Source organism: Empedobacter sp. 225-1 (assembly GCF_030328185.1).
Taxonomy (GTDB): Bacteria; Bacteroidota; Bacteroidia; order Flavobacteriales; family Weeksellaceae; genus Empedobacter; species Empedobacter stercoris.
In genome coordinates this window covers 20798-42435 of sequence record NZ_JACALO010000008.1, presented here as the reverse complement: position 1 = coordinate 42435, position 21638 = coordinate 20798, and the positions used below count along the sequence as shown (strand labels likewise).

Sequence of the window (21638 nt, the reverse complement as noted above, 5' to 3'; positions counted from 1 at the left end):
TTGTTGATAACTAAATTAAGTTTAGCTAAATACTATTTAATATTATTCTCTTTTAACCATTTTCGGTAAACATCTGCATTTTTCAAATGTTCTTGATAATCGGCAGTAAAAATATGATAACCTGGTTTTTTCGGGTCAGCTGCAAAGAAAATAAAATCGTGATTAGCTGGTGATAAAACCGCGTCTATTGCTCCTAAATTCGGCAAACAAATGGGCGCAGGAGGCAAACCTTTGTTGCGATAGGTATTGTAAGCATTCGACGACCATGTCCATTTTTTGTACACGCGTTGTACTTTTTGGTTCCAACCATTTTCCATTTTGTAAGCATAAATAGAAGTTGGATCCGCTTCCAAACGCATATCTTTCGCTAAACGATTCATATAAGCACGCGCCACTTTTTGTTGTTCTTCCATATTATCAGATGATTCTAACTGAACTATTGAAGCCAAAGTTGTCACTTCTAAAGGTGATAGCTTAAGTGTTTTTGCTTTTGCAAGACGCTCTTCGTTCCATACCTTATCATGTTGAGCCACCATTTTTTCTACAAATTTTTCTGGTGTAATTCCCCAATACACAAAATACGTTTCTGGAATAAAATATTGTTTTACCGTTTCGTCATTTAACGTGGTATCATTTTTCTCTTTTACAAAATCTCGAATCGCTGTTAAAACTTGAACCGAATCCATATCAACTTGCTTCGAAACAGAACTTGCCAAATGATAAATTGTAGGTTCATTTTTGATACGAAGTTTCACTTCTTCTTGTTCTCCACCTTGCAAACGATCGATAATATCACGGTTAGTATCTGTGCTTGAAATTTTATATTTTCCAGATTTAATGGTTGCTGGATAATCTGCATCTTCAGCATATTGTTTGAACAACTTTTCGTTCTTTAAAAATGGTTTTAAAGAATCTAAGACTTGATCAAAATTAGCTCCGCGAGAAATATAGATGTAACCATCTTTTGTTGCATTTCCCTTGAAACCATCTATAAATGTACATCCTATCAGTACAAATGAACAGAATAATAGTAATACAAAATTTATTTTTTTCATAGGATCGAATTAAATTTCAATTTCACCTTCAAAAACTTTTACGGCTGGTCCGTTCAACCAAACATTGACAAAGTTATGATTATTTTCTTCAAAATTCACCGATAAATCACCACCCATTGCCTTTACTTTGATGTCGTTTTTGTCTACTAAATTTTTCACATAAGCAGCAATTGCAGCAGCGGTAATTCCAGTACCACAAGCCAAGGTTTCGTCTTCTACACCTCGCTCGTACGTTCTAATTCTCAGCGAATGATCTGGCATGACTTCTACAAAATTTACGTTAGAACCTTGCTCAAAATAAGGAGCTCCATTGCGAATAGATTTTCCTTTTTTGTACACGTTAATGTCTTTTACATTATTTACAAATTCTACGTGATGTGGCGAACCTGTATTCATAAACAAATAACCATCGTGGTCTTCAACTTCATTCACATCAATCATCTGTATCCGAATAACATCGTGATCTACTACACCATGATGCAAACCATCGATTGCATTAAATGTCATTTTGTCATTGGCAACGTTCAAATCATTGGCAAATCGAATAATACAACGTCCACCATTTCCACACATCGTGCTTTCGTTTCCATCAGAATTAAAATACACCATTTTGAAATCTGAATGATCGTCATTCTGTAACAAAATTAATCCATCAGCTCCAATCCCAAAGTTACGGTCACACAGCCTATTAATCAGTTCTGTCGAAATAGGAAATGTTTTTTCTCTATCATCAATCATGACAAAATCATTCCCAGCTCCTTGGTATTTATAAAATTTTAATTTCAACTTCTTAAATTTTAAACAAAGTAAATACATTTTTATCACTCTTAACTAATGTTATAAAAGATTTATAATATAGTGTTAACAACCGTTAAACGGTTTGAAATGTTAAAATTTTGGTCTTAAATTTGATTTAATCAAAAACATTAAAAACTTATATAAAAAAGAAATGAAAAAATATACAGGCTACTTATTAGTTGGTTTAGTTAGTTCTATGACAACTATGGGAGGTTTTTATTTGATGAATGATAATACAAACAATCCATTTATTACCAATGCCAACGAACAAAAAAATGGAGATTTCGAATTAGTTGATTATAAAGGAAATTACGGCTACGATGCGCCTAATTTTGTAGAAGCTTCTAATAAAGCTGTGCACACCGTTGTAAGTATTAAAAATTATTCGAATCGAAGACAGCAACAACAACAGCAATTCTTTGATCCTTTTGATTTCTTTTTTGGACAACCTTCACCACAACAAAGAGGAAGACAGCAACAACAACCTGATCAAGATCAACCATCTGGAATGGGGTCTGGTGTAATTATTTCGCAAGATGGATATATTGTTACTAATAATCACGTGATTCAGGGTGCATCTAAAATTGAAGTAACCCTAAATAACCAAAAAAGCTATACAGCAGAATTAGTTGGTACAGATCCGAGTACAGATATTGCGTTACTTAAAATTACAGAGAAAGGTTTACCATTTACTAAGTTTGTAGATTCTGATGCTATTAATGTTGGTGATTGGGTATTAGCTGTAGGAAATCCGTTTGGTTTAACCTCTACTGTTACCGCTGGTATTGTATCAGCAAAAGGACGTAGCATTAATATTTTAGGTAAAAATTCTGAATCACCAATCGAGTCATTTATTCAAACAGATGCCGCGATTAACCCAGGTAACTCTGGTGGAGCTTTAGTGAATGCAAATGGAGATTTGATTGGTATTAACACTGCTATTTCTTCGCCAACAGGTGCATACTCTGGTTATGGATTTGCTGTTCCTGCAAACTTGGTAAAAAAAGTTGTGGAGGATATTAAATCTTATGGAATGGTTCAGCGTGGGTATTTAGGTATCAAAGGCTTTGATTTATCAAATGAAGACGCTGTAAAACAATACAACAGAGAATTTAAGAAAAATGTAAAAACTGATAAAGGTGTAATGGTTACTGAATTGGTTTCGAAAGGATCTGCAATCGATTCTGGAATTGAAGAAGGTGATATCATTACAGCTGTAGACGGAAAACCAATTACATCTTTCTCTACATTATCTTTTATCGTAGGTAGCAAACGCCCTGGTGATAAAGTAACATTGACTGTAAAACGTGGAAATGCACAAAAAACATACACAATTACGTTGAAAGATGCGAAAGGAAGTACAAAAGTAAGAAGCAAAGCTGACTTAACACCAACTGAACTTTTGGGAGCACAATTTGAACCATTAACAGAACGTCAAAAAGATAATTTTGGAATCAATTATGGTGTAATGGTGAAAGATTTAGAATCAGGAGGGAAATTAGCTGCAGCTGGTGTTCAGAATGAATTTATTATTCTTTCTATCAATGAAAAAAATGTAAGTTCGCAAGAAGACATAGAAAAAATCCTGAAAAACTATAAAGGACGCGTTTCAATTAAATTTGCAGATTATTACGGACGTATTTATACGAAAGGATTTACGATGGATTAAAATTTCGAGTCGATTTTAAATTTTAATAAATCAATCTAAATAGCTACAACATATTTTGTTGTAGCTATTTATTTTTTATAAGATTAATATTCTTCCTATAAAATAATTATTCATTAATTTTATCACATGAAAAAGTTCATCGCACTCTTTATTTTTATCAGTAGTTTTCAGGCAAAAGCACAACAAAACTTAACCGATTATTTTACAATTAATGTTGGTTACGAATATTGGAATGGAAATTACGGAAAAGTTGGAACAGATTTATTTTTAGTCCAAGACAATAACAATATTTTGACCTTTAATGCAAATGCAAATTTGGGGTATATGAAAGATAAATTTCGTGTGATACCAGAGATTGGTGCGGGATATATGTTTAATTTTCGCAACAACCAAGTTGATCCGTATAGCTCAAACTTCAGTTCAGCTTTTTATGTGATTCGAGCCGAAGTTTCTCCGTGGACAATTACACCCAAAGCGGGGATTGCTGTATTAAGTATTGTGGAATTAAATGCGGGTTATTCTTTTGAGTTTAGAGAGAATAAAGATTTTAAAGATATGAGCGGATTTAGAGCCGGCTTAACTATTCATTTGCCGACTCAACTTTTTTAGCATTTCGAATGCTTTTGCGCAACTCTTTCAGACGAATATACAAATCTGATGTCGAAGCATTTTCTTCTATCGTACTAAAAATCGAAACTCCTTTATCGATATAAAAGAATATAATCGCTTCGTGATCTGCAACCTTGAACGCATTTGTAATTCCGTTAATTTTGTTTTCAACCCAAGATAATTTACATGTATTTAAATCATATACATGATCTTCGTTTCCTAAAATATCTTTAAAAATTAATTGCTCACCTTGAACATATAGCACCCCACTTCCTTGAAAGGATTTCATTTTAAGAAATCTCCCTTGTGGACGCCCAATGTTATATCGCACAACCGCTTTCAGTTCTATATCTTCGGGTAAGCTTTTCAACGTATGCAACTCGTTCTTTTCTCTAACTTTTGCATCAGAAACGGCAATAACAAAAAATATCGAAACAAAAATTCCGAAAATTAAAAAAATGATTAAGATTGATATAAACGCTGCCATAGTGTTATTTAATGTTAAGTAAAGTTATAAAAAAGCTTGAATTAACCTCTTAATAAATCACTTTTTTTACCTTTGCAAGCTAATGAATTCAATTTTGATGATGAAAAAACTTTTTTGCATATTATTTCCTGCCACATTATTTGCTCAAAAAAACTGAAACACAGCTCAAAGCAAATGTTCTAACCCTTCCTCTTGCAATGGTAAATCTTGGTGTAGAACATGCAATCACAGATAGAATAACTTTACAAGCTGACGTTTTATCTCTCCTTGGAAATCATTTGTAGGAAATCATTTACAAATGTATATGGTTTTTGGTGAAGGTAGATATTACTTTGATAAATCTTTTAGTAAATTTTATATAGGTCCAAACATAGGAGTTGGTTTCTTTGATATTCAAAAATGGAATTATTGGAACACCGATAAATACCAACGTGGTTTTGCAATTTTAACAGGAGCTACAATAGGTTATCAAGTAAAAATTAACGAACATTGGGGATTAGATGTTTTTGTTGGTGGAGGACACTCTCAAGGAAATTATAAAGAAGATTCTCCTAATTTCGGACGATATGATTCTGCGCAATCATTTAATAAAAGTGGGGAGTGGATGCTTTACAAAGGCGGTGTAATGCTTACTTATAAATTTAAACGAAAAAAATCCAACTAAAATTAGTTGGATTCCTTTCATAATTAGTGTTAATTAGAATTAGAAAACTAAGATTTTTGCTGTATTAGCTTTACCTTGTTTGTCTATTGTTTTGATGACATAAACTCCTTTATTCCATCCGTTTGTGAAAATTGTTTTAGAAGAATTTCCTGAAGAAATTAAGTTTCCACTCATATTAAATACTTGATATGTAGCATAATCATAATCAACTCGGATTTCTTTTACGTTACTCAAATATTTTATTGATTGTGTATTTTTTTGAATATCATTAACTGCTAAACTTTCGAAAGGGAATTTATAGAAATCTGTTATAAATGATGTAGCAGAATAATCGCTTCCATAATAAGCATATAAACGATCAAATTCTCCTTTTTTATTCATACCATAACCTATTGTCGTTATGTTTCCTCTTTCTGTTCTTCCTGAGAACATTGCTAAAACATTATTCTCATCTTGCGCAATACCATATGTATTCGCTGCAACACCGTTTTCTCTATCTTGATAAGCATACACATATTCTATCTTATCATCATCATTAACAATAGTTGGATTTAACGTTAATGCATTTAAAAACGGAGCAAATAATTCTGTTTCAAGAGTAATTGGTAATCTGACTTTTTTCACTTCTACACCTTTCGCATCATAATGTTTTACAAGACCAAATGCTTTATCTCTATCCATTTCACCTGCGTTTAAACCAACTACATAATTAAAAGAATTATCGCTTGGAATTCTATTCATATTAAGAGACAAAATATCATCATTATATAATACTGGAAAATCTTGTGCTAACTCGAAATCTGGTAAATTATATATTTTAACATTAGATCCTCCTTCACCATTTTGGTCAACTAACATTGCTACTTGATCTTTTTGATTTGGTATCTCTATTAATTCGATCCCAGTTTCTATACCACCAGCTACGACATCTTCGGTAAGTGATTTTAAAATAGTACCATCTTCATTCACAACAAAATAATTATACGACTCTTTATCAGCCATCAAATCATAAATATATGAACCATAAGTAAACTCTAATTTACTATCCGTATTATAAATATTAGATGAAATATCGTATTTATCAGTATTATAGAACAATCCAAAAGTAGCCATCGGAATTGTGTACGGATTTTCTTCATCAAATCCGATTACTGGTAAAATATATGTTTTATCTAAAACAAACGTTTCTGCATCAATGAAATCTAAAGCAAATTTTGCATTTGTATTAAATTCTAATGTTGAATTATCAACTAATTGTTCAGTATAACGCGCTAAAACTACATAATCTTTTCCATTCAAATTTTTATGTACTATTGGCATTCCTACATAAAAATTAGCAAGACTAAATGGAATTTTATATTCTAAATTTTTCGATGTATCAGTTAAATTAATTTTCTTAATTATTACAAAATCATCATTCGTTTTATAAGTATACGCTTGTTGTTTTCCTTTCGAATCTGTTAAAAACTCTGCAGAAGTAGTATCCTCTTTATATAAAACTTCTCCTGCTTCATTTACAAACCAAATTTGATCTTTTACAGATTCTGGACCTTGTCCTCCATCTGTAAAATGCACATAAACCCCAACAATTAATTTATCATTATTGTCTAATATTTTTGCTGAAAAATCTGCGATTGCTTCTGCTCTTGTTGTTGTTTCTGGAATACTAATTGTAAATTGTTTATCTACTTTTAAATCATCCGTATATGTTTTTAATGTAAATGTTGCATTTGGTCCATATTTAGAATCAATAGAAAACAAAATCGTTTCATTATTATCTACATTTTTTCCATATGCCCAACGTTGCGCATTTATATTTCCAAAAGGTTTTATATCATTCTTCTCAGTCGCTCTACTTTTCACTGAACTATTAACTTGAGAAAATTCTCCAAAAGAATTAATATCTTTTCCTCTATTATAAGTTGTCCAGTCAAAATTTCTTTTTAACGTCTCTTTCTTATCCTTCTTTATTCTTTCAAAAACTGTAGTATTCGATTTTTCGAAAATTGTTTGCGCATAAGTAGTTGAGCATAACCCAAAAATTGTTGCCAATAGAATAAAAGTCTTCTTCATAATTCAATGTGTTATTTAATTTTTTCAAATGAAAAAAATATTTTCCGAATAAGAAATCCTTTCTAACACAATAAAAATGAAGTTTACTTAAATTCATTACGGATAAAAATAATGCAAAACATTGATTTAAATATAGTTAACCTTTATTATTTAAGAAATTGTATTTTTATTATTAATTCTATTAATGATGTAAATTTTCCGAAATATTAAAACTGATAAAATAAGAATTAATGAAATAGGAAGCCAAAATTTTAATAATCTCGCAATAATAGTATCATCTTTATGTAATAAATAGTTTAAACTTTTCTCTTGAGTTACTAAAAAGGTTTTTTCTAAAGTAAAATTCGCTTTATTACCTAAGTCTACATACTTTTTATAAGCCTCGAAATCCTTCAATTCAAATGAATTCTGAGCCAATAATTTATATATTTCACTACTAACTTGCAAAGGTTGAGAAGATTGTATATCATTTAAAACATTTATCAATAATGAGTTTGATTTATGATAATCTTTCTCATACTGATAAATCCTTGCAAGACTAATTTTTGCCGATTGGTCATATTCTTCTAAATTATTTTTCTGAACAACTTCCATTGCTTCATTCAAATAAATTTTAGCAGAATCTACCTGATGTTGATCAATTAAACAATTGGATTTTTCGATGTAAACAAGCGCTAAATTATTTAAAATAGACTGATTACTTTCCGAATTTTTATATGCTTTTATTGCTTTATCATAGTATTTAATCGCAAAATCACAATCCAAATCATCTTTGTATCCATTCCCTTTTATACCATAAATATTTCCAAAATACATGGCTTTTTTTTCTGATGGAAAGGCATTAGAAGAAATCAAATTGACTGATTCATCCAGGTATTCTCTTGATTGCGTATTGAATCCATATCCCTGAAAAAGTTCTCCTAATCGACCTAAAATACGAGCTTCGTTAAAAATATCTTTTTCTTTCTTGATATAATCGTATGTTTCGAAGGCATATTTCAACGAATTGTAACTGTCATCTAAAGATGTATACGCATTTGTCTTGATTAATCGTGCTGTGATTTGATCGTTCTTATCATTTGAATTTTTAATAATTTGATCTGCCATTTCAATCGCTTTTTGAGGATCAAAATAAACGTAATCATACGCAATTCGAATGCTATCTACTTTTTGAGCGCATAAAACAGAAGCAAAAGAAACAAAAAATATATAGAATATGCTAATCTTCATTGTCAGTCAAATTTTTGATAAATACAGATGGAGTGGTTCCTGTCACCAATTTAAAAAAAGTTGTGAAACTACTTTGTGAAGCAAACCCGCTTAGAGTGGCAAGATGACTCACTTTGTACAAACGAAATTTATGGTCTTCTTGTAGACATTTCACAATATATTCAATTCGCAATTCGTTGATGTAATTATTAAAACTTTTCTGTTTACTATTGTTCAGAATCGAGGATAAATATTTGACATTTGTATCCAGTTCTTTAGCCAAAAGTACAATCGTAATATGAGGATTTAGATAGCCTTTATTATGTTCAAAATGATCTAATTTGATTAATATTTCGTTTTCAACTTTGTCCGAAATTAAATTTGGTTTCGTAATTGTTTCTTCAACTTTCTCCTTCTTTTTATAAAAAATTACAAATAAAATTAAACCTACTAAAACTGCACTAAAAACGTAAGATAAGTTCTTAATATTTCGATTTTCTTTTGCTAATCGGATTCTATTCTGTTCCAATAGTTTGTTGACAAGATGATTTTTTGTTCCTTTTTTCTCAACTTTTAATTGCTCATTAAGTTTTGTTAATTGTGTATTGTATATAGCGTATTTTTCGAGTGAGTTTTTTTTAAGATAATAATTTTTAAGTTTCTTTAAAAAGATAAATTTTTCAACCTCATTAATCGTATTGTTTAAACTATCAATAGTTGTATGAGCATCTATTTCGGACTGAATAGGAGAAGTGGGAAATGAGTTCACAGCTAAATCTGTTCGTAGATCTAAAAACTTGTGATGAATGCTATCAATCCACTTTTTATCTTTTGATTTTACCTTTTTAAGAAGTTTTTGAGAATATTGATTAAATCCTAAATATTGTGCCAAATCTGCCCCAATAATATTGTATTTATCTTCTATTTCTCGATTCTTTAAGCTTTCGATTTCATCTTGAATGGCAAAAAAGATATCAATTGCTTCTACATCTTTCGAAACATAGATTTTTAGTTTAATTAAATCTAATTGATAATTAATTTTATGTTCTGGATTTGTTGCATTATTGATTAAATATTCATAAATCTTGATACTTTTTCCATTATCCTTTTTTATTTGTTGAATTGCTTCTTGGTAAAAAGTATTGTTTTCTTCAGTATTTTGTGAAAAAACAAACACTGACAACATCGATACAATCAAAAAAAGAAACCTATACCTCATTATATATTAAACCTAATTGTAAAAATAAAAAAACTCTGATGTTATCAGAGTTTTTTACGATATATAATTGATATTTTAACAAATGAATATTTATACAAGTGTATTCATATCAAAAGCTTCAAGATATTCGGCTACACGTTTTACAAACATACCGCCTAATGCGCCATCCACTACACGGTGATCGTAAGCATGGGATAGATACATTTTGTGACGAATGGCAATCATATCTCCTTGTGGAGTTTCAATAACTGCAGGTTTCTTCACAATTGCTCCAACAGCAAGAATAGCGACTTGTGGTTGAGGAATAATTGGTGTTCCTAACGTATTTCCAAAAGAACCGATATTGGTGATTGTATAAGTTCCTCCTTGAATTTCGACTGGTTTCAATTTATTCGTACGTGCACGGTTTGCTAAATCATTTACTTGAGAAGCTAATCCTGCTAAATTAAATTGATCTGCATTTTTGATCACAGGTACAATTAAATTTCCGCTTGGTAAAGCAGCTGCCATACCAATGTTAATATTTTTCTTTTTGATGATTTTATCTCCATCTACAGATACATTAATCATTGGGAAATCTTGAATAGCTTTTGCTACAGCTTCGATAAAAATTGGCATGAACGTAATTTTCTCACCATGTTTCTTTTGAAACTCATTCTTATTTTTATCTCTCCATAAAACGATATTCGTCATATCAACTTCAACGAAAGATGTTACATGAGGTGCGATTTGTTTTGCTTGTAGCATATTTTGCGCAATAATCTTACGCATTCTATCCATTTCGATGATCTCATCACCTTCACCAACAGAAATTGGTGCAGCTTGTATTTGTGGTGCCTGAGGCTGAGTAACTTGAGCAGTGACAGTAGTATTTACTGATTGAGTTCCTCTATTTTTAACGAAATTTAAAATATCATCTTTCGTTACACGTCCATCTTTTCCTGAACCTAAAATTTGATCCAATTCTGTTTGAGAAACTCCTTCTTCTTTTGCAATAGACTTTACTAAAGGTGAATAAAATTTATCATCAGACGATGTAATAATCGTTTCAGATTTAATTGTTGCAACTTCAGCTTCGATCGTTTTTGCAGTATCTGCAATTTCTTGATCACTGTTTGTATCAACTTCTTCTGCTTCTTCGGTTTGCTCTACAACTCCATCTACAGATAAAATTGCGATTGGCTCACCTACTTTTGCAATTCCATCTACTGGAACCAAGATTTCTTTTAAAACTCCTGCAACTGGTGAAGGAACATCAGAATCTACTTTGTCAGTTGCAATTTCTACAACCGATTCATCTTCGGCAATTGCATCACCAATATTTTTGATCCAATTGGTAACAGTAGCTTCCATTACACCTTCTCCCATCGAAGGTAGAATTAATTTATAGTCAGACATGCTTTGTGTATTTGCTTCTTACAAATCTAAACATTTTTTCGATTTTAAAAAATAGAGAAAAAAACTTTAACCCCTATCTGTTTTAGATTATTCGTTAATATATTTATAAATATTATTAATTTAATAAATCTGAAAGAATTAATGAAGTTAATATTATCAATCTGATAGTTTTGATTAAACAAAAAAATCCCCCAATCTACGATTGAGGGATTTTTGAAATATTAAGAATGATTCTTAAGCTTCGTAAGTTGCAGTACCGTTGTTTACTTGAGGTTCTTTGATTTCACCAAAGTTTTTCTCGAAGTTTGAAACGTTTTCTGCTAACGATTGAGATAATTGTTTTGCTTGTAATGGAGACAAGATAATTCTTGATTTTACTGATGGTCTAGCACCTGGTAAAAACTGAACAAAATCTACAACGAACTCAGATGGTGAGTGGTTGATGATTGCTCCTGTAGCATAAACACCTTGAGCTACTAATTCGTTTAACTCAATGTTTAATCCTTCGTTTTGTTGATTTTCTGACATTATAATTCTTGTTTTGCGTTTATTAATTCCTCGTATTCACGGTTAGATCCTACGATAATGTTTTGATACTCTTTTAATCCAGTTCCTGCAGGAATTAAGTGTCCAACGATAACGTTTTCTTTCAATCCTACTAAACCGTCTACTTTACCAGCTACAGCTGCTTCGTTAAGAACTTTTGTTGTTTCCTGGAACGATGCCGCAGACATGAAAGATTTAGTTTGTAAAGATGCTCTTGTAATACCTTGTAAAACTGCTTCTGCTGTTGCAGGTAAAGCTTCACGTGCTGTTACTAAGTTTTTATCTTCACGTTTTAATTTAGAGTTTTCATCACGTAGATCACGAACTGAGATGATTTGACCTGGTTTTAATGTATCAGAATCTCCTGCATCTTCTACGACTTTCATTCCAAATAAGCGATCGTTTTCTTCCATGAAATCGTCTTTATGCTCTAAACTATCTTCTAAGAATCTTGTGTCTCCTGAATCAACAATACGAACTTTACGTAACATTTGGCGTACGATAATCTCGAAGTGTTTGTCATCAATTTTCACCCCTTGTAAACGGTATACATCTTGAATCTCGTTTACTAAGTATTCTTGAACCGCTGTTGGTCCTAAGATTCTTAAAATATCTTCTGGTGTAATTGCTCCATCTGATAAAGGCTCACCTGCACGTACGAAGTCATTTTCTTGAACTAAGATTTGAGCAGATAATTTAACTAAGTAACGACGGATTTCACCATTTTTAGATTCAACGATGATTTCGCGGTTACCACGTTTAATTTTACCGAAAGATACAACTCCATCCATTTCACAAACAACTGATGGGTTAGATGGGTTACGAGCTTCTAACAACTCTGTAATACGAGGTAAACCTCCTGTAATATCGCCAGATTTAGCCGACTTACGAGGGATCTTAACTAAGATTTTACCTGCATTAATTTTTTCTCCATCATTTACCATTAAGTGTGCACCTACTGGTAAGTTGTATGTTTTTTCTTCACCATCAATTGTGATAACTCTTAACGCTGGAACTAATTTTTTATTACGTGATTCAGAAATAACTTTTTCTTGGAATCCAGTTTGCTCATCGATTTCAATTTGGAAGGTTACCCCTTGTTCTAATTGTTCATACTCGATTTTACCAGTAGATTCTGCGATGATTACCCCGTTATAAGGGTCCCAGCTTGCAATCTCTTGACCTTTTTGAACTTTAGCTCCATTTTTCACTGATAAAACTGTACCGTAAGCGATGTTAGTTTGTTGGCGAACGTTTCCTAAATCGTCAATAACTTTCATCTCTGTAGAACGAGAAACAACTGTATCTACAAGGTTTCCTGCATCATCAGTAGATTGCACTAAACGTAAGTCATCAAACTCAACAGTACCATCAACTTTTGCATTAATTGTATTTTGTTCAGAAACGTTACCAGCAGTACCTCCCACGTGGAACGTACGTAATGTTAACTGTGTACCAGGCTCACCAATAGATTGTGCAGCAACTACACCTACAGATTCACCTTTTTGAACTTCTTTACCTGTTGCTAAGTTACGTCCGTAACATTTCGCACAAATTCCAGTTTTTGCTTCACATGTTAATGGAGAACGAACTTCTACGTTTTCGATACCAGCAGCTTCTAAAACTTCACCGATATCTTCTGTGATAATATGACCAGCAGCAATGATTAACTCACCGTTATCTGGATTATAAATATCATTTAACGAAGTACGGCCTAATACACGAGAAGAAAGACTTTCGATAATTTCTTCTTTTTTCTTAAGTGCTGAAATTTCTAAACCTCTTAATGTACCACAGTCTTCGTGCATGACGATAACGTCTTGTGCAACGTCAACCAAACGACGAGTCAAGTATCCAGCATCGGCAGTTTTTAAGGCAGTATCGGCAAGACCTTTACGCGCACCGTGCGAAGAAATAAAGTACTCTAAGATAGACAGACCTTCACGGAAGTTAGAGATAATTGGGTTTTCGATGATATCCCCACCAGTAGAACCAGCTTTTTGAGGTTTAGCCATCAATCCACGCATACCTGATAACTGACGAATTTGCTCTTTCGATCCACGTGCTCCAGAATCAAGCATCATGAATACAGAGTTAAATCCTTGTTGATCTTCTGTCATACGTTTCATTACAATTTCAGTTAACGTTGCGTTTGTTGTTGTCCAAACATCAATAACTTGGTTGTAACGTTCGTTATTTGTAATAAGACCCATGTTATAGTTCATCTTAATGTTCTCAACTTGGTTGATCGCACCAGAGATAAGGTCTTTCTTTTGTTCTGGAATTAAGATATCACCTAAAGAGAATGATAAACCACCCTCGAAGGCATTGCGGTATCCTAATGCTTTCATATCATCTAAGAATGCAGCTGTTGTAGGGAAATCTGTAATCTTGATGATTTTGTTAATGATCGTACGTAACGATTTTTTCGTTAATACTTCATTTACAAATCCTACTTGTTTTGGAACGATTTGGTTAAATAACACACGTCCTACTGAAGTTTCGATTAATTGATTTTCTACTAACTCCTCTCCTACACGAATAGTTCCTTTTACACGAATTGGCGCGTTTAAGTCAACAGCTCCTTCGTTGTATGCAATTTGAACTTCTTCGTCTGAATAGAAAGTTAATCCTTCACCTTTTACTGTAAATTGGTGGTCAGTACGACGAATTTTCGTCATATAGTACAGACCCAATACCATATCCTGAGAAGGAACAGTAATTGGAGATCCATTTGCAGGATTCAAGATATTTTGAGAAGCCAACATTAATAATTGTGCTTCTAAAACAGCTTCTGGTCCTAATGGTAAGTGAACGGCCATCTGGTCACCATCGAAATCGGCATTGAAGGCAGTACACACTAATGGGTGTAAACGAATTGCTTTACCCTCAATTAATTTCGGTTGGAATGCTTGGATACCTAAACGGTGTAACGTAGGGGCACGGTTTAATAAAACTGGGTGTCCTTTGATTACATTTTCTAAAATATCCCAAACAACTGGCTCTTTTCTATCGATAATTTTCTTAGCCGATTTAACTGTTTTTACAATACCACGTTCGATTAATTTACGAACTACGAATGGTTTGTATAATTCAGCAGCCATATCTTTTGGTAAACCACATTCGTGTAATTTTAGTGTTGGTCCAACAACAATTACAGAACGAGCAGAATAATCCACACGTTTACCTAATAAGTTTTGACGGAAACGACCTTGTTTACCTTTTAATGAATCAGATAATGATTTTAATGGACGGTTACCATCAGCTTTAACAGCAGATGCTTTACGCGTATTATCGAATAATGAATCAACCGCTTCTTGTAACATACGTTTTTCGTTACGTAAAATTACTTCTGGCGCTTTAATCTCCATTAATCGTTTCAAACGATTGTTACGGATAATTACACGACGGTATAAATCATTTAAATCTGATGTTGCAAAACGACCACCATCTAATGGAACTAATGGACGTAATTCTGGTGGAATAACCGGAATAACGCGCATTACCATCCATTCAGGACGATTGACGTGGTGCATATTTGACTCACGTAACGCCTCAACAACTTGTAAACGTTTTAACGCTTCTGTACGACGTTGTTTAGATGTTTCGTTATGTGCTTTGTGTCTTAATTCGTAAGATAATTCATCTAAATTGATACGAGATAATAGGTCTTCTAATGCTTCAGCACCCATTTTCGCAACGAATTTATTAGGATCTGAATCTTCTAAATATTGATTCTCGATTGGAAGAGTTTCTAAAATATCTAAATACTCTTCTTCTGATAAGAAATCTAATCTATTTAATTCTTCCCCTTCTGGTCCTTTTGCGATACCTGGTTGAATTACGACATATCTTTCGTAGTAAATTACCATATCTAATTTCTTAGATGGTAATCCTAAGATGTAACCAATTTTGTTTGGTAATGAACGGAAATACCAAATATGTGCAATTGGCACAACAAGGTTGATGTGTCCAATACGCTCACGACGAACTTTCTTTTCAGTAACTTCAACCCCACAACGGTCACAAACGATACCTTTATAACGGATTCTTTTATATTTTCCGCAGGCACATTCGTAATCTTTTACAGGTCCAAAGATACGCTCACAGAATAACCCGTCACGCTCTGGTTTGTGCGTTCTATAGTTAATCGTTTCAGGTTTTAAAACTTCACCTTTAGATTCTTGTAGAATCGATTCTGGAGAAGCTAACCCGATACGGATTTTTGAGAATTGACTTGTTTTATTTTTTGTTGACATATAGAAATGTATCTAACAATTATATTATTATAACGAAAAAGGTAGAATAATAGGTTGCCCTATTATTCTTCCAAGTTTATGTCTAATCCAAGACCTTGTAATTCATGTAACAATACGTTAAATGATTCTGGAATACCAGGTTCTGGCATTGGCTCTCCTTTTACGATTGCTTCGTAAGTTTTCGCACGTCCAATTACGTCATCCGACTTAACTGTTAAGATTTCGCGTAAGATATTAGATGCACCGAATGCTTCTAATGCCCAAACCTCCATCTCTCCGAAACGTTGTCCACCGAATTGTGCTTTACCTCCTAATGGTTGTTGAGTAATTAAAGAGTATGGTCCGATAGAACGCGCGTGCATTTTGTCGTCAACCATATGTCCTAATTTCAACATGTAAATCACCCCTACAGTAGCTTTTTGATCAAAACGCTCTCCAGTATTACCATCATATAAATAAGTTGTACCGTGTTTAGGAATACCTGCTTCTTCTGTAATACGATCGATGTCATCAATTTCAGCACCGTCGAAAATAGGAGTTGCAAATTTTTGTCCCATTTTTAATCCAGCCCATCCTAATACCGTTTCATAAATCTGACCGATATTCATACGAGATGGTACCCCAAGTGGATTAAGTACGATATTTACTGGTGTTCCGTCTTCTAAGAAAGGCATATCTTCGTCGCGAACGATACGTGCAACAATACCTTTGTTACCGTGGCGTCCAGCCATTTTATCCCCTACTCTTAGTTTACGTTTTTTCGCAATATAGATTTTCGCTAATTTTACGATACCTGCAGGTAACTCATCTCCAACTGAGATTGTAAATCTTTCACGGTTAAGCGCTCCTTGTAAGTCGTTGTACTTAATTTTATAATTATGTATCAACTCTTTTACTAATTCGTTCTTATCCTCGTCTGTTGTCCAAAGAGATTCTAATCCAGTTAAATTTAAGAAATCTTCAACGTTAGATAAGATTTTTTGTGTGTATTTTACACCTTTCTTGATCACTTCTTCGTTCAAGTCGTTGTAAATACCTTGAGATGTTTTTCCGTTTAATAAAACGTATAATTTCTCTAATAAAATCTCTCTTAATTCATTGAATTTAACATCGTACTCAGCTTCTACACTATCAATGATAGCCTTGTCTTGAGAACGTTTACGTTTATCCTTAATACTACGTGAGAATAATTTTTTATTGATTACAACACCACGTAATGATGGAGAAGCTTTAAGAGAAGCATCTTTTACATCACCAGCTTTGTCACCAAAAATTGCACGTAATAGTTTTTCTTCTGGAGTTGGATCAGATTCTCCTTTTGGAGTAATCTTACCAATCAAGATATCACCAGGTTTTACTTCTGCTCCAATACGGATCATACCGTTTTCGTCTAAGTCTTTTGTAGCCTCTTCCGAAACGTTAGGAATATCAGAAGTTAATTCTTCCATACCTAATTTAGTATCACGTACATCTAATGAATACTCATCGATGTGGATAGATGTAAACCAGTCTTCACGAACAGCTTTCTCAGAAATTACAATAGCATCCTCGAAGTTGTACCCTTGCCAAGGCATAAAGGCAACAACCATGTTTCGACCAATTGCTAATTCTCCTCCTTCTGTTGCATAACCTTCAGATAAAACTTGTCCTTTCTCTACACGATCACCAACTTTTACAATTGGTTTCAACGTAATTGTAGTTCCTTGATTGGTTTTTCTGAATTTTGTTAAATTATATGTTTTCTCAGCGGTATCGAAGCTTACTAATTCTTCGTCTTCTGAGCGATCATATTTAATTGTTATAATGTCAGCATCAACATAAGTTACTGTACCTTCACGTTCTGCATTAACTAAGATTCTAGAATCTTTTGCAACTTGTTTTTCTAATCCAGTACCTACAATTGGTGCTTGAGGTTTTAATAATGGAACTGCCTGACGCATCATGTTCGATCCCATTAACGCACGGTTGGCGTCATCATGCTCCAAGAAAGGAATTAATGATGCTGAGATAGAAGCAATCTGGTTAGGTGCAACGTCGATTAAGTCTACTTCTGATGGAGTTACCACAGGGAAATCTCCGTCTTCACGAGCTGTTACACGTTCAGTAGCAATAGTACCATCGTCTGCCATGTCGATATTGGCTTGAGCAATTACTTTAGATTCTTCCTCTTCCGCAGTTAAGTAGATAGGTGCTGATTCGACGTCCACTTTTCCTTCTTCTACCTTTCTGTACGGTGTTTCGATGAATCCTAAGTTATTAACTTTAGCGAATACACATAATGACGAAATCAAACCAATGTTTGGTCCCTCAGGAGTTTCAATTGGACATAAACGTCCGTAATGAGTGTGGTGTACGTCACGTACCTCGAATCCCGCTCTTTCTCTTGATAAACCTCCAGGTCCTAATGCTGATAAACGACGTTTGTGTGTAATCTCTGATAATGGATTTGTTTGGTCCATGAACTGAGATAACTGATTCGTTCCGAAGAATGAGTTGATAACAGATGATAATGTTTTAGCATTAATCAAGTCGATAGGTGTAAACACCTCGTTGTCACGAACATTCATTCTTTCACGGATAGTTCTAGCCATACGAGCTAAACCTACTCCGAATTGGCTTGCCATTTGCTCACCAACCGTTCTTACACGACGGTTAGATAAGTGGTCAATATCATCCACCTCTGCTTTAGAGTTGATTAATTCGATTAAGTATTTAATAATCGAAATGATATCTTCACGAGTCAATACTTGTATATCCTCGCTAATAGCTAAACCTAATTTTTTATTTAATCTGTAACGACCTACTTCACCTAATGAATAACGTTGATCAGAGAAGAATAATTTATCAATAATTCCTCTTGCTGTCTCCTCATCTGGTGGCTCAGCGTTACGTAATTGTCTATAGATATACTCTACGGCTTCTTTTTCAGTATTCGTAGGGTCTTTTTGTAAAGTATTATGGATAATTCCATAATCAGCAGAATTGATATCTTCTTTGTGTAATAAGATTGTCTTAACACCAGAATCTACGATTTGATCGATGTGATCTTTTTCTAAGATTGTTTCACGGTCTAAGATAATTTCATTACGCTCGATAGATACAACTTCTCCTGTATCTTCATCTACGAAATCCTCGTGCCATGTGTTTAATACACGTGCAGCAAGTTTACGACCTACAACTTTCTTTAAATTAGCTTTATTAACTTTTACTTCTTCTGCTAAGTCGAAAATTTCTAAGATATCTTTATCTCTTTCGTATCCGATTGCACGTAATAAAGTAGTTAATGGTAACTTTTTCTTACGATCGATGTAAGCGTACATTACGCTGTTGATGTCTGTTGCGAACTCAATCCAAGATCCTTTGAAAGGAATAATACGAGATGAGTACAATTTTGTACCATTCGCATGGAAAGATTGTCCAAAGAATACCCCAGGAGAACGGTGTAATTGAGATACAATAACACGTTCTGCACCATTGATAATGAATGATCCTGAAGGTGACATATAAGGAATTGTTCCTAAATAAACGTCTTGCACAACAGTTTCGAAATCTTCGTGTTCTTCGTCCGTACAGTACAATTTAAGACGAGCTTTCAAAGGTACACTGTACGTTAACCCTCTTTCGATACACTCATCAATTGTGTAACGTGGTGGATCTACGAAATAATCTAAGAATTCTAAAACAAACTGATTGCGAGTATCCGTAATTGGAAAATTCTCAGCAAATGTTCGGTAAAGACCTTCATTTTTTCGTTGGTCAGGTCTTGTTTCCAACTGGAAAAAATCTTCAAACGATTTGATCTGAATGTCAAGGAAATCTGGGAACTGAGCGACTGCTTTTGCAGAAGAGAAGTTCAATCTTTCTTTTTTCTCAGTCGAGTTGCTTAATGTTGCTTTAGTGGCCAATTTCGAATGAATTTTGGTTTATATAATGACTTTATGCGTAAAAAGGTTTAGACCTAACACGTCCTGTGTTAGGTCCAAACCTATATTTTTGAGTAATAAAAATTACTTCAATTCTACTACTGCACCAGCTTCTTCTAGCTGTTTCTTTAAAGCTTCAGCTTCATCTTTAGAAACTGCTTCTTTAACTGTAGCTGGAGTTGAATCTACTAAATCTTTAGCTTCTTTTAATCCTTTTCCAGTTAATTCTTTAACTAATTTAACAACTGCTAATTTAGATGCACCTGCTTCTTTTAAGATTACGTCGAATTCTGTTTGCTCATCTGCAGCTTCAGCTCCACCAGCAGCAACAACAACTGCAGCAGCAGCTGGTTCAATTCCGTACTCGTCTTTTAAGATTGTAGATAATTCGTTAACTTCTAATACTGTTAAGTTTACTAACTCTTCAGCTAATTTTTTTAAATCTGCCATTTTAATGCTTTTTGTTTTTTAAACTTTATTTAATATGAGTGTGTCTTATTCTTCTGAAGCTCCTTCTTCTGCTTTCGCAGCTTCTTTGTTCTCTAATTGAGAAACAACAGTTTTGATAGGAGATTGAAGTAACATAACGATATCTGCGATTAATTCTTCGCGAGATTTCAATGCTACTAATTGTGGTAATTTGTCATCACCAACCCAAGTATTATCTTCAATCCAAGCTCCTTTTAAAATAGGCTTTTCAGATTTTTTTCTGAAAACATCAATTACTTTAGCTGGTGCATTACCAACTTCAGCAGTCATTAATGCTGTATTTCCTTTTAAAGATCCGTAAAGTTCTTCGAAGTTTTTGTCTTCGATGTTCTCCATCGCTTTCTTTAATAAAGTGTTTTTTACTACGCGTAAAGATACATTGCTTTTGAAGCAAGCTCTTCTTAATTCAGTAGTATTAACAGCGTTTAATCCGTCGATATCTGCTAAGTAGATGATTTTTGCTTCTGCTAATACAGCTTGCAATTCATCTATCATATTTGCTTTATCTTGTTTTGTCATTGCCATAATCTACTAATTTTAAGCGTTTACACTTTTTGGATCTACTGATACACCTACAGATTGAGTTGTAGAAAGCGTGATGCTTCTTACATATACTCCTTTAGCAGCTGTTGGTTTTAATTTAATTAAAGTTTGAATTAATTCATTCGCATTGTCTTTAATTTTATCAGCATCAAAAGATACTTTACCAACTGCAGCGTGGATGATTCCGTAACGGTCTACTTTGAAGTCGATTTTACCTGCTTTTACTTCAGAAACGGCTTTACCAACTTCTAAAGTTACAGTACCTGACTTTGGGTTAGGCATTAATCCACGAGGTCCTAAAACACGTCCTAATGGTCCTAATTTACCCATAACAGCTGGCATAGTAACGATCACGTCTACATCTGTCCAACCATCTTTAATTTTTTGTAAGTATTCGTCTAATCCTACATAATCAGCACCTGCTGCTTTAGCTTCTGCTTCTTTATCTGGAGTAACTAATGCTAATACTTTTACATCTTTACCTGTTCCGTGTGGTAATGAAACTACACCACGAACCATTTGGTTAGCTTTCTTAGGGTCTACACCTAAACGAACTGCTATATCTACAGAAGCATCAAACTTTGCGTAGTTAACCTCCTTTACTAATGATGATGCTTCATCAATAGAGTAAAGTTTGTTTTTTTCTACTTTAGCTAATACCTCTTTTTGTTTTTTTGTTAACTTTGCCATTTCCTAA

Annotated in this window: 16 protein-coding genes; 3 read left to right on the top strand and 13 right to left on the bottom strand. The window is 33.5% G+C overall.

What is annotated here, in order from left to right; all coding sequences use genetic code 11:
• Nucleotides 1-32 precede the first annotated feature (32 nt).
• Both mltG and dapF read right to left on the bottom strand, forming a co-directional pair.
• Nucleotides 33-1055 (bottom strand): endolytic transglycosylase MltG, encoded by a 1023-nt coding sequence (gene mltG / locus HX088_RS03850; RefSeq protein ID WP_225538948.1) that lies wholly within the window; start codon nucleotides 1053-1055, stop codon nucleotides 33-35.
• A gap of 9 nt (nucleotides 1056-1064) precedes the next feature.
• Nucleotides 1065-1841, bottom strand: coding sequence for a diaminopimelate epimerase (gene dapF, locus HX088_RS03845; protein WP_260541168.1), 777 nt, complete (start codon nucleotides 1839-1841; stop codon nucleotides 1065-1067).
• Between the two features lie 163 nt (nucleotides 1842-2004).
• Between dapF and HX088_RS03840 the strand changes: the two genes are divergently transcribed.
• Together HX088_RS03840 and HX088_RS03835 are read left to right on the top strand one after the other, a co-directional pair.
• Nucleotides 2005-3522 carry a Do family serine endopeptidase gene (locus tag HX088_RS03840; RefSeq protein WP_260541171.1) on the top strand — a complete coding sequence of 506 codons (1518 nt, stop codon included), beginning with the start codon at nucleotides 2005-2007 and terminating at the stop codon, nucleotides 3520-3522.
• Between the two features lie 126 nt (nucleotides 3523-3648).
• Complete coding sequence (locus HX088_RS03835) at nucleotides 3649-4131, top strand: hypothetical protein (RefSeq protein WP_284584224.1); 483 nt, start codon at nucleotides 3649-3651, stop codon at nucleotides 4129-4131.
• On the opposite strand, the gene HX088_RS03830 is transcribed toward HX088_RS03835, so the two are convergent.
• A complete protein-coding gene (locus HX088_RS03830) occupies nucleotides 4103-4618 on the bottom strand; it encodes a hypothetical protein (protein ID WP_188319593.1) in 516 nt (171 codons plus the stop codon). The two genes, HX088_RS03835 and HX088_RS03830, sit on opposite strands and share 29 nt — an antisense overlap.
• Nucleotides 4619-4916: 298 nt before the next feature.
• On the opposite strand from HX088_RS03830, the gene HX088_RS03825 reads away from it, so the two are divergent.
• Entirely contained in the window at nucleotides 4917-5282 is a 366-nt protein-coding gene (locus tag HX088_RS03825; RefSeq protein ID WP_286483486.1) for a DUF3575 domain-containing protein, read from the top strand.
• A 39-nt stretch (nucleotides 5283-5321) separates the two neighbouring features.
• Here HX088_RS03825 and HX088_RS03820 read toward each other — a convergent pair whose 3' ends face one another.
• The 10 genes from HX088_RS03820 to rplA all read right to left on the bottom strand — a co-directional run bounded on the left by HX088_RS03820 (nucleotide 5322) and on the right by rplA (nucleotide 21631).
• Nucleotides 5322-7355, bottom strand: a complete 2034-nt coding sequence (locus HX088_RS03820; RefSeq protein WP_286483485.1) for a T9SS type A sorting domain-containing protein — start codon at nucleotides 7353-7355, stop codon at nucleotides 5322-5324.
• A gap of 150 nt (nucleotides 7356-7505) precedes the next feature.
• Entirely contained in the window at nucleotides 7506-8585 is a 1080-nt protein-coding gene (locus HX088_RS03815) for a tetratricopeptide repeat protein (protein WP_286483484.1), read from the bottom strand.
• On the bottom strand, nucleotides 8575-9750 hold the full coding sequence (locus HX088_RS03810; RefSeq protein WP_286483483.1) for a helix-turn-helix domain-containing protein: 1176 nt from the start codon (nucleotides 9748-9750) through the stop codon (nucleotides 8575-8577). The genes HX088_RS03815 and HX088_RS03810 overlap by 11 nt, the downstream gene beginning before the upstream one ends.
• 123 nt (nucleotides 9751-9873) lie before the next feature.
• Nucleotides 9874-11181, bottom strand: coding sequence for a dihydrolipoamide acetyltransferase family protein (locus HX088_RS03805; RefSeq protein ID WP_286483482.1), 1308 nt, complete (start codon nucleotides 11179-11181; stop codon nucleotides 9874-9876).
• Between the two features lie 234 nt (nucleotides 11182-11415).
• A complete protein-coding gene (locus HX088_RS03800; RefSeq protein ID WP_171622814.1) occupies nucleotides 11416-11709 on the bottom strand; it encodes a DUF3467 domain-containing protein in 294 nt (97 codons plus the stop codon).
• Nucleotides 11709-15986 carry a DNA-directed RNA polymerase subunit beta' gene (rpoC, locus tag HX088_RS03795; RefSeq protein WP_171622815.1) on the bottom strand — a complete coding sequence of 1426 codons (4278 nt, stop codon included), beginning with the start codon at nucleotides 15984-15986 and terminating at the stop codon, nucleotides 11709-11711. The genes HX088_RS03800 and rpoC overlap by 1 nt, the downstream gene beginning before the upstream one ends.
• Nucleotides 15987-16048: 62 nt before the next feature.
• The gene (gene rpoB / locus HX088_RS03790) at nucleotides 16049-19891 is read right to left on the bottom strand and encodes a DNA-directed RNA polymerase subunit beta (protein ID WP_171622816.1); all 3843 of its coding nucleotides are present in this window, start codon (nucleotides 19889-19891) and stop codon (nucleotides 16049-16051) included.
• Between the two features lie 102 nt (nucleotides 19892-19993).
• Nucleotides 19994-20359, bottom strand: a complete 366-nt coding sequence (rplL, locus tag HX088_RS03785; protein ID WP_188319587.1) for a 50S ribosomal protein L7/L12 — start codon at nucleotides 20357-20359, stop codon at nucleotides 19994-19996.
• Nucleotides 20360-20404: 45 nt separating this feature from the next.
• Nucleotides 20405-20917, bottom strand: coding sequence for a 50S ribosomal protein L10 (gene rplJ, locus HX088_RS03780; RefSeq protein WP_171622862.1), 513 nt, complete (start codon nucleotides 20915-20917; stop codon nucleotides 20405-20407).
• Between the two features lie 18 nt (nucleotides 20918-20935).
• The gene (gene rplA, locus HX088_RS03775; RefSeq protein WP_171622818.1) at nucleotides 20936-21631 is read right to left on the bottom strand and encodes a 50S ribosomal protein L1; all 696 of its coding nucleotides are present in this window, start codon (nucleotides 21629-21631) and stop codon (nucleotides 20936-20938) included.
• Between the last annotated feature and the right edge of the window lie 7 nt (nucleotides 21632-21638).

Excerpts from the sequence above, each read along its gene's own strand:
- HX088_RS03830 (WP_188319593.1), bottom strand. The coding sequence starts at position 4,618 with ATGGCAGCGTTTATATCAATCTTAATCATTTTTTTAATTTTCGGAATT.
- rplL (WP_188319587.1), bottom strand. The coding sequence starts at position 20,359 with ATGGCAGATTTAAAAAAATTAGCTGAAGAGTTAGTAAACTTAACAGTA.
- HX088_RS03800 (WP_171622814.1), bottom strand. The coding sequence starts at position 11,709 with ATGTCAGAAAATCAACAAAACGAAGGATTAAACATTGAGTTAAACGAA.
- HX088_RS03815 (WP_286483484.1), bottom strand. The coding sequence starts at position 8,585 with ATGAAGATTAGCATATTCTATATATTTTTTGTTTCTTTTGCTTCTGTT.
- HX088_RS03805 (WP_286483482.1), bottom strand. The coding sequence starts at position 11,181 with ATGTCTGACTATAAATTAATTCTACCTTCGATGGGAGAAGGTGTAATG.
- HX088_RS03835 (WP_284584224.1), top strand. The coding sequence starts at position 3,649 with ATGAAAAAGTTCATCGCACTCTTTATTTTTATCAGTAGTTTTCAGGCA.
- mltG (WP_225538948.1), bottom strand. The coding sequence starts at position 1,055 with ATGAAAAAAATAAATTTTGTATTACTATTATTCTGTTCATTTGTACTG.
- HX088_RS03840 (WP_260541171.1), top strand. The coding sequence starts at position 2,005 with ATGAAAAAATATACAGGCTACTTATTAGTTGGTTTAGTTAGTTCTATG.
- rpoC (WP_171622815.1), bottom strand. The coding sequence starts at position 15,986 with ATGTCAACAAAAAATAAAACAAGTCAATTCTCAAAAATCCGTATCGGG.
- HX088_RS03810 (WP_286483483.1), bottom strand. The coding sequence starts at position 9,750 with ATGTTGTCAGTGTTTGTTTTTTCACAAAATACTGAAGAAAACAATACT.
- rplJ (WP_171622862.1), bottom strand. The coding sequence starts at position 20,917 with ATGACAAAACAAGATAAAGCAAATATGATAGATGAATTGCAAGCTGTA.
- rplA (WP_171622818.1), bottom strand. The coding sequence starts at position 21,631 with ATGGCAAAGTTAACAAAAAAACAAAAAGAGGTATTAGCTAAAGTAGAA.
- HX088_RS03820 (WP_286483485.1), bottom strand. The coding sequence starts at position 7,355 with ATGAAGAAGACTTTTATTCTATTGGCAACAATTTTTGGGTTATGCTCA.
- HX088_RS03825 (WP_286483486.1), top strand. The coding sequence starts at position 4,917 with ATGTATATGGTTTTTGGTGAAGGTAGATATTACTTTGATAAATCTTTT.